The sequence below is a fragment of the Sulfitobacter sp. EhC04 genome (assembly GCF_001650875.1).
Lineage (GTDB): Bacteria > Pseudomonadota > Alphaproteobacteria > Rhodobacterales > Rhodobacteraceae > Sulfitobacter.
In genome coordinates, this window is the sequence record NZ_LXYI01000034.1 from 94,243 (window position 1) to 106,431 (window position 12,189).

A 12,189-nucleotide genomic window follows, 5' to 3' on the forward strand; every position below is an offset into this window, starting at 1 on the left:
TCCATTAATGTCTACGATAGACATTCAGACGTGTCAATATCTATGTTTACGATAATATGACGTCATTAGACGCGTCAATGGCCGCGACCCACCAAATGCCAAATCTGCGATTTGGCAGCGCCCGAACCGCCCCCACGGGGCGGGCGCAGCGGTCCCAATCAACCCCAGCACCTAGCCTCAAAGCGCCCTGAACCCAGGCCCAATTCCCGCGAAATCCGCGTCAGGCACACCACACCTGCTTCACCCAAAGCGCCCCGCCTTGAACTTGAATCGCCGATACCCTGCCGCGCTTCGCGCTCTCGGGGCATCGGCGATACGGAATGTATCAGGTTAAAGGCGGGACACTGTAAACCATTGCGACACACCGCAAATGGGGATAGCGCATCCCCATGACATGCCCCCTCTGCCTCACCGAAAACACCCCGCTTATCGAAACGCCCGTCCCCGGCGGCCCCGATGGCGCTTCCGTCGAGATTTGCGCCACCTGTGCGGACCCGGATACGCCATCCGATCACTTCCGCCCGATGGCCTCCACCATGTGGTCCGAGGACCCCGCGCTGCAGGTTCTCGCGGCCCGCATCCTCACGCGGCTCGATACCGATTGGGCGCGCGACCTGTCGGAGCAACTCTACCTTGATGACGACAACCGTGCCTGGGCCGACAATGTCCCGCAGGGGTCGGAGCATAAGGACAGCAACGGCGTCCCGCTGGCCACCGGCGACACCGTGGTGCTGATCAAGGACCTGAACGTCAAGGGCGCGGGCTTTACCGCCAAGCGCGGCACGGCGGTCCATAAAATCTCGCTGGTGCTCGACAACCCCGCCCATATCGAAGGCCGGGTCGAAGGGCAGCGCATCGTGATCCTGACGGAATTCGTGAAAAAGCGTTAGGCCCGGTAGAACAGATACCGCTCGCCTTCCACCGTGTCCGGCCCTGCGACAGGTTCGAACCCCTCCAGCGGATCCTGCGAGATGACCAGCCCGCCCGGCACCATCAGCGGCGCGATCAGCGGGCTCATGGCCCGGCTTTTCGCCGCGTCTTTCTCCGCCACGCCGATGCCCAATTCGTAATGCACCAGCGCCAGCCTTGTCCCCGTCTGCGCCATCTGCATCAGCATCCGGTCGGCGTCGCCTTGCAGGAAATTCTCCGCTGGCGGCACGCAGGAGGGATGCGCGTTCATCTCGCGGTCAATGACCCAGATGCGGCGTTTGGGCAGGACCTCGCGCAGGTGGTCATATGTGCGCCCGTTGCCCAGACCCAGTTCAAGCACGTCACCGGCCATCCCCTCGATCTGGCGCGCGGCCCAGTTGAGCCCGTCGATCTGGGCGGTCAGGCGGCGGCGCATGGATTCAAGACGGCTCATGGCAGGGGTCCTTTCAGGGAGATCAGGTTCACAGGTGTGGCACCGCCCGCAAGCAGTGTGGACAGGCAGGCGCGGGTAAAATCCCAGATCGCGGCGTCATGTACCAGATGGTGCGTCAGAAAGCCCAGCGGCTCGGCCGCATCTGCACGGCCCGCGCGGCGGTCCTGCAGGTGCCGGACAAGGGCGGCAATCTGGCTGTCCGGGTTAGCCAGCCCGCCACCGCCGCGCCAGTGGATCGGGTCCATGTGAGTGTTGATCTGCACCAGTCCCGGTGCCGCCTCGCGCGCGGGGCGTGGGGTATAGGTCGACAGGGCGCGGTAGCCCAGATCGGGCAGGCGGGGGATAAAGGCAGGCTCGATGCGGTTCCAGGGTGGCACGAACATCTCGAACAGGTTTGCGCCAAAGAGGTCACGCAGACGGTTCAGCCCCGCTTGCGCCTGTTCGGCCGCATCCGGGCGGGCATGGCCAAACTCGGCCTTCTTTTGCCCTTCGGGTGCGTGGTTCAGATGGGCCCATCCATGCACCAGTGCCGTCGCATGGGGGCTGTCGCCGATCACCTTTGCCAGAGCGGTTGTGGCAGGTTTCGGGATGACGGCAAGGTGCACCGGGATCTCCAAATCCTCAGCCAGGCGCAAAAGCGCGTCCAGCGCCGCCGTCGGCTCCGTCGCGTCGTCGTCCCGCCACCAGAGCGGCAAATCCCGGCCCTCGGCGCGCCAGATGGCCAGCTCGTTGGTCAGCGGGGACCAATCGGGGCTCATGACCGCGCGCCTTGCATCTCTGACACGATCTGAACTGTGCGCGCAGCCCCGTCCAGCCCCTGGTGCAGCGGGGCGGGGCGCGGGCCTGCGGTGACCTCAAGCAGCGCGCGCAGCAAGGTCTCAGCCGTCAGATCGGCGCTGCGCACCAACGCAATGCCGGGGCGTTTGGCAAGGGCCTCGGCGCGGATGCCCTGCTCCACCTCGCTGCCCGCATCGAAGGGGATGAACACCGCCCGGCACCCGGTCTGCAACACATCAAGCGCGGTGTTGTAGCCACACATGGAGACGGAGGCCGCCGCATGGTGCAACATCTGGCGAAAATCCGGGCGCGCGGGCTCGATCACTACATTGGGCGGCGCGGCCATCTGGGCACTCCGTTCTGCCGCATTGGTTCCCCCCAGCAACAGCCGCCATTGCCTGCCGGGGTCCTGCGTGGCGGCCTCCAGCGCAGATGCGAAAATGTCCGCGCCCACGTCGCCACCACCCGCGCTGACGATCACTTCCTCCGCTCCGGCGTTCCGGGGGTGTGCCGGGGCGGGGGAAGGGGCAACGAAACCGGTGTACCTGAGCTTGGCCTGCAGCGCCTTGGATACCGGCCAACTGAGGGTCAGGGGCGTGATGGCCACATCCGAATGCACAAGCACCGCGTCATAATAGGTGGCGATCATGTCATCGGCAAAGGTGGCTTTCCTGGGTTTTGACGGCGGCGCAAGAATGTCCCGGACAGACGCGCAGATCAGCGGATTGGTCGCGCCTGCGCGTGCCGCGTTCAACAAGGCGCGGAATTCATCACGCAGGATGCGGCGGCCAAAGGGAAACAGTTCGGTGATCAGGACATCGGGTGCCTCGGCGTGGAAATGATCCAGCAAGGCGGCCTGACGCCGGGCCAGCGCCGTATCGGCCACCACGTCGCCTTGCGCGTCCAGCAAACGGGTGAAATCGACGCCATCAGACCGGACCGGCGGTAGTTGGTGCAAGGGAATATCTGCGTCCTTCAGGTGCGGGGCAGGCATCCCGCCCGACACCAGGCTGACGCTATGGCCCGCCTGCCGGAACGCCCGCGCAAGGGTCATCGCACGGGACAGGTGCCCGGTGCCGAGCAAGTGGGTTACGACGATCATCACCTTCATGGTGCATTCTCCGTCAGGCGCGGCGGTTCGGCGCAGGGGTGCCAGCCAGAAGGGCCGATGTCGATGATGTAAAGCCTGTTGCGCTTGACGGCAAAGGGGGCAGGGCCGTCAAAGTCCCAGCCATGGGCATGGGCCAACAGCACCCGCATGACGCCGATATGGCAGACCGCCACGGCGTCGCCGGTCAGTTTACCGGCCCAGGGCAGCACGCGTGCCCGAACCTCGGCTGGGCTTTCGCCGCCGGGCGGGGCAAAGTGCCAGCCCCATTCTTCAATCGGGCGATAGTCGCAGTCCGGGTCGGCATGCAGGTCGGGGCGTTTTTGCCCCTCCCAACTGCCCCAGTCCATTTCAGTGAGGGCCGCATCGGTCATCGGGTCCCGGCCGCTGACCAGCCGTGCGGTTTCTGCCGCGCGGCACAGGGGGCTGGACCAGATCGCGGCGCGGTCCCAGGGGGGCGGCAAGGACAGCAACGCCAGGTGCGCCCGTGCTTCGGGATCAAGCGGGATGTCGGTGCGGCCCTGAATGCGGCCCGCGCGGTTCCATTCCGTATGGCCGTGGCGCAAGAGGGCAAGGCGGCTCATGTCAGCCCCGCAGCGGAAAGACCCGCGCGCAGGCATTGCGTCGCAGCGGGCAGCAGGTGGTGATCCGCGATGTGGTCCCGAGCGCTGGTCCTGGCGGCCTGGCGGAGGTCAGGGTTGGCCAGCAGTTCTCTCACCCGTCGGGCCAGGGCGGCTGCCCCTGCTTCAGGGGCGGGGTATGTGCCGGGTGCCAGCACATCGCGGACGCCGGGGCGGTCCTGCGCCACGACCGGCAGCCCTGCCGCCTGCGCTTCGAGATAGGTCAGGCCGAATGCCTCGTTCACGCCGGGCCAGAACAGCAGCGACGCGCGGGCGTAGGCGTCATTCAACGCATCGTCGGTCAGCGCACCGAGAAAACGCACTTTGTCACCAAAAGGTGCCATCAGCGCCGCCACCTCCGCGCGCGCCGGACCATCGCCTGCGATCTCCAGCGCCCAGTCGCCCTCCAGCAGGGCCAGGGTCTCCGCAATTATGCGGTAGGAGGCCAGCTTGTCCCCCACGCGCATCATGCCGACACTTAGCATGGGACCGCTCAAAGTCGCGGCTTCCGGCAGTGTGTCGCGGCACAGAAACGGGCGCAGGTGGATCAGATGCTGCCCCGACGGCGCGTCGCGGCGCAGGGTTTCGGCGTCACGGGTTGTCACGTAGAATATCACCGCTGCCGCATCCGCCGCTGCTTCTGCCGCAGTGGCGAAACCGGCCCAGGGACCCACCAGCCGCTTGCGCGCGCGGGTGGATTCGACTTGCAGATAAGGAATGCCTAATGCCCGCGCGACGGCGGGGCCAATCAGGTCTGGGGCCTTGTAGTAGTTGTGATAGCTCACCCATGCGTGCCAACCCTCCCGGCGGCCCTGCGGGATCAGGCGGGCGATCTGCTCCTCTGCCTGCGCAAACAAACTGGCTTGCAGTGCGGTGTCTCCGCTGCCGTCCCGGCTGCGCAGGGTGCTGGCAAGGGTCACCTCCGCGCCGGTCCTTTCCAGCGCCATCATCAGCCCCCGTGCCATTGCCCGGTCACCGGAGGGCGTGGGGTGGTCAGGCGGTTTCAGTGGAGCATAGAACGCCAGCCGTATCATCACTTCGGCGCAAGCATCGCGACAAGGCGCTTTTTCAGATGGGCAATCCCTGGTTGCATCAGGAAGTCCGAGGTCAGCCGGGCATGGGCCGCATCGGCCATGTCCGCAGCCCGAACCGGATCTGCGGCAAGATCGGCCATCGCCCGGGCCAATGTCGCCGGTGTGTCATCGCTCAGCACGCCATGCACGCCGGTGTCGATGAATTCGGGGATGGCAGAGACCGGCGTGCTGAGGATCGGCAGCTTCTGACTGGCCGCCTCCATCAACACATTGGGCAGGCCGTCGCGGTCGCCATCCGCCGCGATGCGCGAGGGCAGGACAAAGAGATCAGCGGCGCGCATCGCCGCGATGACTTCGGGCTGGTCACAGGCACCGCGCCAGGTGATGCGGTCGCTGATGCCATGGGCATCGGCGCGCGTGCGCATCTGCGCGTCCAGCGCGCCACCGCCGATATGGGTCCAGTGCCAGTCGAGGGTGGCGGGCAAAAGGGCCAGCGCGTCAATCAGGTTGTCGAAGCCCTTCTTCTCAACCAGCCGCCCGACGGACATCATCTGGAACGGGTCACCCGGTTGGCGCAGTTTCCGCTCTGGTGGTGCAGGGAACCGTGCGAGGTCCAACCCGTGATACACCAGATCGACCCGCGCGGGCGTGTCGGCCAGCCCCTGAAGATGCGCCGCCCCGAAGGCGGTGCAGGTCGCGCCAAAGGCAGCGCCGTGGTGCAGACCAGACAGCTTTTCGCGCAGCTCCCAGTCAGGCGAGGTCCAGATGTCCTTTGCATGGGCAGAGAACGACCAGGGCAGCCCCCTCAGAATCGCCGCATAGCGCGCGACAGAGGAGGGCGTATGCAGGAAATGTGCATAGAGGCCAGCGACGTCCTGCGGCAGTTCATGCGCCATCACGCAGGCCTGCCCCCAGCGGCGGCGGCGGTTGGGCGTGTCGTCGCGGCCCAGATCGGCAGCATAGGCGGCAGCGGCGGCGTCAAAGCCGGGCATGTCGGCAGCGGCACCCATGGCACGGGCCACGCGAGTGGGCTCATCGCGCAGGTATTCCGGCAGATAGTGCACCTGCGCTTGCAGGCGGTCATGCAGCGGATGCGTCTTGTGATCGGTCGGATGCCGCAGCGACCAGATGTCGAAGTGCAGACCGGCCTCTTCAAGCGCGACCAGCTCCTGCGCGATAAATGTCTCTGACAGGCGCGGCCAGCCCTTGACCACGACTGCCAGCTTATCGTGGCTCATTTGCGGTCCTCCCCTGCCATCAGGGCGCGGGCCCGCTTCACCACGATATCCAGACCATCCAGCAGCCCGTCCGCCCCGGATTCCGATGGCTTGCCTTGCTGCGGCAGGTTGCGGATGGCCTCAATCATCGACGCGGCGGTCATCCCGTCGCGGGTTTCGTCCAGCATCCGCACCAGCCCGCGCTGTTCCGCGCGGCTTGCCCTGATCCATTGCTCCAGCCGGGGTTTGGTGCGCGGCACGATCACCGCCGGCTTGTCAAAGGAAAGCACCTCGCAAAAGGTATTGTAGCCGCCCATGCAGATGACCCCTTCGGCCCGCGCAAAAAGCGCCTCGATCCGGCTGTCGAACCCCGTCGCGATGACCCGCCCACCCAGTTTGGCCACACGCGCGTCGAATGCCGCGCGCACTTCGCCCGACAGGAACGGGCCATAGACCAGCACAGCGTCCGGCCCCAGAGAGGGGTCGTTTTCATAGGCTTCAAGAACCAGCGACACCATGGTGGCCCCGTCGCCGCCGCCACCGGGGGTGATCAGGATATAGGGCCTGTCCGGCACTTCGGAGGCATCGGTGACGGTGCGGCGCAGATAGCCGGTCCAATGCAACCGCGCGCGGGCGGCATCCGACAGGTTCAGCCCCTCGGTCGGGTCATAGACATCGCGCGCGCCATAGACCCAGATCTCGTCATAAAAACGCTCTGTGGCCTCGATCGCGCCCTTGCGCGCCCATTCGGCCCCGATGACGTCCGGTTCGTCCAGCACGTCCCTTAATCCAAGGACGCAGGGTATCGTGCCCTTGGCATCCAGCCATTCCAGCGTTGGCAGCAATTCGCCGCGAAAGCCGGTTGGCTCCTTGTCCACGATCAGCAGGTCCGGCTGGTATTGCTCGACCGAGGTCTGGATCAGCCCGGCCCGCAATGAGGTTGTCTGGTCGATGTCCATGCCGAGCGTCTGGCTGACATAGGACCCGTCCGGCAGTTTGGTGACGCCGGGCAGGCGGATGTGATCGACCCGTTCGGGAAAGGTAAAACGCCCCGCGACGGGCGATCCGGTCAGGATGATCGCGGATGCCTTGTCATCGCCCTTTGTCAGGGCGGTGGCCAGCGCGCGGGACCGTCGCAAATGGCCCAGCCCGAAGGTGTCATGACTGTAGAACATGATCCTGCGCGACGTTGCCTTGCGGGCCATCGTGACGGTTTGCTTCATGCGTTCCATGTGCAGCGGTTCCGGCCCCGATCGCATCAGGACAGGGTCCGATTTCCCGCTTGTTTTAGGATTGTACTTTCCCGATTTACCAAATGGGCAATCGGGATGAGGCGCTGCTGGTTCTGGCTTTGCGTTGAGCGGCGAAGGCAGGCACGATGCATCATGGGCAGTCTTTCCGGTTTGAAGGTGGCAGCCCGTGGCGCCTGCATTCCGATATGGCACAAGTTGCATGGGCTTGTAAAACATCTGCGCTCATAATTGAACAGATGCCCTGCAGCACTGGGGGCAGCGATTGCAATGGCGTGTCGCCTGACATAGCGTAGCAAGATTAAATTTGGGGGCCGTCATGCGCTATCTTACGTTTCTCATCGTGGCGTTGATGCTCTGCCTGCCCGCGTCGGAAATGAGGGCACAGGGGCTGGGGCCGCTGCTGACCCAGGAAAAGTCCGCCCCGTCCGACGCCGAGGAAAACATCGACCGGATCATCCGGCAGGCCGCCGAAAATGGCGTCGGGGTTGTCGTGATCGACCGCGAGGGCAACTTGCTGACCCAGGCAACCACAGACGCGGCGGAACCCACGGCAGAGCAGGAAGAGGCGAAATCACCGCTGATGGCCGCACAGGACCGGGCAACCCGGTTCCGGGCCGCCCTTGTCGAACGGCTGTTGCTGCTGCCCAATGCTTTCAACGAAGTGGCCTATATCCTGCGCGCAGCCAGCCCGGATGGGACCATTTGGGCCTTTGGCAAGGCACTGCTGCTGTGCCTCGCGCTGTTTGCAGTCGGCGCCCTGTTCGAGCGGTACGTATTCGGGATGCGCATTGCGCGGGGTTTCGTCACCGCCCGTGTGCAGGAAAACCCGCGTGGCTATGTGGAGAAGATGCCCTTCCTGGTGATGCGATTTGCGATTGGCGTCATCGGTATTCTGGTGTCGATGCTGATTGCCTATGTGTTGGGCTTCCTCGTTTTCGGGACACTGGAAGACACGGCGATGCAATTCACCGTCAGTCTGATCAACATCGGGTATTTTGCGTGCCGGTTTGTTGCGGGACTTTGGCGGATGATCCTCTCGCCCTTCCTGAGCCAGTACCGCATCCCGCATTTCAGCGACCGGGACGCAAAAAGGTTGCACAGATGGCTATGGATATTGGCAGTCTTTGACGTCTGCGCGATCCTTTTCGGCATCTGGATTGGTGAACTGGGCCTGAACTACGAGGTATATGCCTTTCTTTCCGCGATGATGTCGGCGGGCATCGTCCTGATGAATATTCTGATGTTCCTGATCAACCGCCGCGCGATCGGCCTCGCTTTGCGAAACGGGAAGTCTCCGGAGGAATGTAGTTTCCTCGTGCGGTTCCTGTCGCGTGCATGGGCACCGGGGATGATTGTTTACGTCATCTTCGCCTGGCTCGAACTGACCGCTGACCTGGTGCTTGGAAACCCGTCTTCCATTCCCCTGATCGCCGGGGCCTATGGCATCATCATGTCGATCATCGTGGTTTACGGTGTGATCAACTATCTGATCGAACGCAGTTTCGCCCGTGCACGGGCGATGCGCCGCATGAACGAAAAGCTGGCCGAGGAAGAAACCCAGGAGGCCGAACTGGCCGCCGCACTGGAAACGCAGTCCGAAACGTCCGAAGGTGAAGCTGCGCGGTTAAGCGAGGAACTGGCCGACACCCGTGCCGCCGTCGCCGAGGAAGAGGCGCGGATGAGCCTGATGCCGCGCCACCGGTTGAACACTTTCGAAGGGCTTGCGGGGCGGGTGGCCGGCATTCTTGCCTTTGTCGCCGGGGCCTATGCGTTTTTCTACATCTGGGACAACGACGGCGCGCAGATGGTCGAAAGCTATGCCGACCGGTTTCTCGACATCATGGTGATCATCTTTGTCGGTTACGTGGTCTATCACGCCTTCCGGATCTGGATCGACAACAAGATCGCCGAGGAAACCGGCGATGAAAAGGAGGTCGAACTGGGCGATGAAGGTGGCGGCTCTTCGGCAAGTCGCCTTGCGACCCTGCTGCCGCTGTTTCGCAATTTCATCCTGATCCTTGTGGTGGTCACGCTGCTGTTGATCATCCTGATGGAAATGGGCATCAACGTCGGTCCCCTCTTTGCCGGCGCCGGGATTGTTGGCGTGGCGATCGGCTTCGGTTCCCAGGCGTTGGTGCGCGACATCTTTGCCGGGGCGTTCTTTCTGTTCGACGATGCCTTTCGCAAAGGCGAATATCTGGACGTGGGCGACGTCAAAGGCACGGTCGAGAAGATATCTGTCCGGTCCTTTCAACTGCGCCATCACCTTGGCGCACTGCACACGATCCCCTTTGGCGAATTGCAGGTCATCACCAACTATTCCCGCGATTGGGTGATGATGAAACTGCCGCTGCGCGTGACCTATGACACCGATGTCGAAAAGGTCCGCAAGCTGATCAAGAAACTGGGGCAGGAATTGCTGGACGACCCGGTGATCGGCGAGAACTTTATCCAGCCCCTGAAATCCCAGGGCGTGATCGAGATGCAGGACAGTGCCATGATCATCCGGGTCAAGTTCATGACCAAACCGGGGGATCAATGGCTGGTGCGCAAGAAGGTCTACGAGGACATTCGCGAACTTTTTGAGCGTGAAGGGATAAAATTTGCCCACCGCGAAGTGACCGTGCGTCTGGCCGACGGCAAGGTCGCGGACCTGAATGAAGAAGACCGCAAGGCGGTGACCGCCGCCGCCCAGGCCCATATCGAGGAAGAGGACATGGGAGATGCCGCTGAATCGGGTGATGACCGTTAATCCGCCTGTGGCGTCGAAATTGTGATCGGGGCGTTTTGACAAAGGGGGCCATCCGCCTATGTCATTCCTTAATCCAAAAGGAGGATCACAATGTCACAGACACGTCGCCATTTCCTTGTCACCTCTGCTGCGGCAGCCGGGGTTGTCACGCTTCTGCCCTATGCCGCACGGGCTGCGGCCCACGCCGGAGACACGTTTGACACCGATGCAGGCCCCATCACGGTGCACCCGGTGTCCCATGCGTCCTTTGTCATGGAGACGCCGAAAGGCACGATCTACGTCGACCCGGTGGGCGACGCGGCACAATACGGGGACTTCCCCGCTGCGGACCTGGTGCTGGTCACCCACGAACATGGGGACCACTACAACGCCGAAACCCTGGCCGCAGTGGTGGGTGAGACCACCCAGCTGATCACCAACCCGGCCGTCTTTGATATGTTGCCCGAAGATCTGAAGGGCAAGGCAAGTGCCGTGGCCAACGGTGAGATGGCGCAGTTTGCCGAGATGAACATCGAGGCGATCCCGGCCTACAACACGACCGAAGAGCGCAAGAATTTTCACCCCGAGGGTCGCGACAACGGCTATGTCCTGAACTTCGACAAATTCAGGGTCTATATTTCGGGCGATACCGAGGACATTCCAGAAATGCGGCAGCTGTCGGACATCGACCTGGCCTTTGTCTGTATGAACCTGCCCTTTACCATGGACGTGAATGCGGCGGCGTCCGCCGTGTCGGAATTCGCCCCCACTTATGTCTATCCCTACCACTACCGGGGCCGCGACGGCGGCACACAGGACCCGGAGGAATTCGCCAAACGCGTCGGCACGGACGTGGAAGTGAAAATGGGCGACTGGTACGCCTAGCATACTTGAACCGAAGCAGAACCGGGACCCTCCAACTCTGCGCCACTCACGGTGGTTCGGTGGGTCTTGGCCTTTGGTTTGTCAAAGCCGACCAGGATAAATGCCGGGGGCGGCTAATGACGGCCCGTGCCACCAAAGCAGATTGAGCGCTACTGCGCCGTAAGCGACAAAGGCATTTTTCGGTTGTGATCTGGTTCGAATGGAGGCTCTCGCGTGGCGCGGCTCTCAACTTGAGCGGGACAACATCCGTAAGCGCGCGGCCATTGTTTCCATCATAACGTCCAGCTGTTCCCTGCTTAGGCAGATTTGCTTGTCTTGCGGGCCTTCGACATAAGGTTCGATGTCCTCCTCATAATAGAGTTCGCGGCCAAAGTACGCGTTGCCTTTTTTGATGCGCTCGCCAATTTCCTCGCTGTAGGTTTCCAAAGCCTCTCGCGATGCCTTGGGTTTGGAATTTGCGGCTGGAGGAAGGCGCGCCGACATGGTCTGAGCCAGGAACGCACCATCCACAGGCAGGTACTTGTTCATCGCGCGCTGTATTTCCAGCTCGGCACTATCCAGTGAGCGGTTGACGACGCGGACCGGCGGCAAAACAAAAGTGGATTCCGGTTGGCATAACCAGTCCGACAAGTGTGTCAGCAATCTGTTTCGCTCATACGAGTAATTGCGAACTGTAAGTTTGAAGTTTGCCCTTTTACACGCTTCCGCGAACTTTATGGCTCTTGAGATATTGTCGTTATGGGGATTGTTCAGGGCATACTCGAACGCGAGGGCCAGATTGCCGCTTTTCACAGCTTGGCTATAGCTCGCAGCGACATTTTCCAAGGGGTTGCGCACGAAAAGCAACACGGAAACCGGGACGCCGGGATGCCGCGTGGAAATATCCTCGGCAATGGTGTCGAAGAGGCGTTGAAACAGGTTCTCGTTCGAGACGAGCAAGCTCATGCCAGCAATATCATCTGCCTGCATCAACATTTTGTCCCAAGAATTTTCACCGTTTGACAGGTTTCCTGACGTCGTCAGGCCTTTTGCGGCGCGCTCCCGATCGGTGTTGCTTATCGGGTAGCATATTTGTCGGAAATGCAATGCGTCACTGGAAGCTGCCAGAACCGACTGCAAGAAGCTGGTGCCGGTTTTGCCATGGCCAACGTGCAGCAGAATTTCTTTTGGTTGTGACATGCTTTCCTCGAAAACTCGATGA

General features: G+C 62.5%; 11 protein-coding genes. 3 read left to right on the top strand and 8 right to left on the bottom strand.

All coding sequences use genetic code 11. The annotated features are described in order from the left end of the window. Positions 1-389: 389 nt before the first annotated feature. Positions 390-890, top strand: a complete 501-nt coding sequence (locus tag A8B82_RS15280) for an alkylphosphonate utilization protein (RefSeq protein WP_067294194.1) — start codon at positions 390-392, stop codon at positions 888-890. Here A8B82_RS15280 and A8B82_RS15285 read toward each other — a convergent pair. Genes A8B82_RS15285 through A8B82_RS15315 form a run of 7 tightly spaced genes read right to left on the bottom strand, consistent with a single transcriptional unit; the run spans position 887 to position 7,342 of the window. Then, positions 887-1,363 carry a class I SAM-dependent methyltransferase gene (locus tag A8B82_RS15285; protein ID WP_067294196.1) on the bottom strand — a complete coding sequence of 159 codons (477 nt, stop codon included), beginning with the start codon at positions 1,361-1,363 and terminating at the stop codon, positions 887-889. The two genes, A8B82_RS15280 and A8B82_RS15285, sit on opposite strands and share 4 nt — an antisense overlap. Then, positions 1,360-2,121 (bottom strand): polysaccharide deacetylase family protein, encoded by a 762-nt coding sequence (locus tag A8B82_RS15290; RefSeq protein WP_067294199.1) that lies wholly within the window; start codon positions 2,119-2,121, stop codon positions 1,360-1,362. The genes A8B82_RS15285 and A8B82_RS15290 overlap by 4 nt, the downstream gene beginning before the upstream one ends. Beyond that, positions 2,118-3,251: a glycosyltransferase family protein gene (locus A8B82_RS15295; protein ID WP_067294202.1), complete on the bottom strand. Its 1,134-nt coding sequence runs from the start codon at positions 3,249-3,251 to the stop codon at positions 2,118-2,120. Before A8B82_RS15295 ends, A8B82_RS15290 begins: the two co-directional genes overlap by 4 nt. Then, positions 3,248-3,832 carry a histidine phosphatase family protein gene (locus tag A8B82_RS15300; protein ID WP_067294204.1) on the bottom strand — a complete coding sequence of 195 codons (585 nt, stop codon included), beginning with the start codon at positions 3,830-3,832 and terminating at the stop codon, positions 3,248-3,250. The genes A8B82_RS15295 and A8B82_RS15300 overlap by 4 nt, the downstream gene beginning before the upstream one ends. Next, a complete protein-coding gene (locus tag A8B82_RS15305) occupies positions 3,829-4,902 on the bottom strand; it encodes a glycosyltransferase family 4 protein (RefSeq protein ID WP_328586504.1) in 1,074 nt (357 codons plus the stop codon). Before A8B82_RS15305 ends, A8B82_RS15300 begins: the two co-directional genes overlap by 4 nt. Then, positions 4,902-6,140, bottom strand: coding sequence for a glycosyltransferase family 4 protein (locus A8B82_RS15310; protein ID WP_067294206.1), 1,239 nt, complete (start codon positions 6,138-6,140; stop codon positions 4,902-4,904). Before A8B82_RS15310 ends, A8B82_RS15305 begins: the two co-directional genes overlap by 1 nt. Continuing rightward, positions 6,137-7,342 carry a glycosyltransferase family protein gene (locus A8B82_RS15315; RefSeq protein WP_067294393.1) on the bottom strand — a complete coding sequence of 402 codons (1,206 nt, stop codon included), beginning with the start codon at positions 7,340-7,342 and terminating at the stop codon, positions 6,137-6,139. Before A8B82_RS15315 ends, A8B82_RS15310 begins: the two co-directional genes overlap by 4 nt. Before the next feature lie 346 nt (positions 7,343-7,688). Here A8B82_RS15315 and A8B82_RS15320 point away from each other — a divergent pair, with 346 nt between their 5' ends. Both A8B82_RS15320 and A8B82_RS15325 read left to right on the top strand, forming a co-directional pair. Then, positions 7,689-10,124, top strand: coding sequence for a mechanosensitive ion channel family protein (locus tag A8B82_RS15320; RefSeq protein ID WP_067294209.1), 2,436 nt, complete (start codon positions 7,689-7,691; stop codon positions 10,122-10,124). A gap of 90 nt (positions 10,125-10,214) precedes the next feature. Then, a complete protein-coding gene (locus A8B82_RS15325) occupies positions 10,215-10,988 on the top strand; it encodes an MBL fold metallo-hydrolase (protein WP_067294211.1) in 774 nt (257 codons plus the stop codon). A 225-nt stretch (positions 10,989-11,213) separates the two neighbouring features. Here the strand turns inward: A8B82_RS15325 and A8B82_RS15330 are convergent, their stop codons facing one another. Then, complete coding sequence (locus tag A8B82_RS15330) at positions 11,214-12,167, bottom strand: hypothetical protein (protein ID WP_067294214.1); 954 nt, start codon at positions 12,165-12,167, stop codon at positions 11,214-11,216. Positions 12,168-12,189 lie beyond the last annotated feature (22 nt).

Coding starts and splice junctions, on each gene's coding strand:
- A8B82_RS15280 (WP_067294194.1), top strand. CDS start 390: ATGACATGCCCCCTCTGCCTCACCGAAAACACCCCGCTTATCGAAACG.
- A8B82_RS15285 (WP_067294196.1), bottom strand. CDS start 1,363: ATGAGCCGTCTTGAATCCATGCGCCGCCGCCTGACCGCCCAGATCGAC.
- A8B82_RS15290 (WP_067294199.1), bottom strand. CDS start 2,121: ATGAGCCCCGATTGGTCCCCGCTGACCAACGAGCTGGCCATCTGGCGC.
- A8B82_RS15295 (WP_067294202.1), bottom strand. CDS start 3,251: ATGAAGGTGATGATCGTCGTAACCCACTTGCTCGGCACCGGGCACCTG.
- A8B82_RS15300 (WP_067294204.1), bottom strand. CDS start 3,832: ATGAGCCGCCTTGCCCTCTTGCGCCACGGCCATACGGAATGGAACCGC.
- A8B82_RS15305 (WP_328586504.1), bottom strand. CDS start 4,902: ATGATACGGCTGGCGTTCTATGCTCCACTGAAACCGCCTGACCACCCC.
- A8B82_RS15310 (WP_067294206.1), bottom strand. CDS start 6,140: ATGAGCCACGATAAGCTGGCAGTCGTGGTCAAGGGCTGGCCGCGCCTG.
- A8B82_RS15315 (WP_067294393.1), bottom strand. CDS start 7,342: ATGAAGCAAACCGTCACGATGGCCCGCAAGGCAACGTCGCGCAGGATC.
- A8B82_RS15320 (WP_067294209.1), top strand. CDS start 7,689: ATGCGCTATCTTACGTTTCTCATCGTGGCGTTGATGCTCTGCCTGCCC.
- A8B82_RS15325 (WP_067294211.1), top strand. CDS start 10,215: ATGTCACAGACACGTCGCCATTTCCTTGTCACCTCTGCTGCGGCAGCC.
- A8B82_RS15330 (WP_067294214.1), bottom strand. CDS start 12,167: ATGTCACAACCAAAAGAAATTCTGCTGCACGTTGGCCATGGCAAAACC.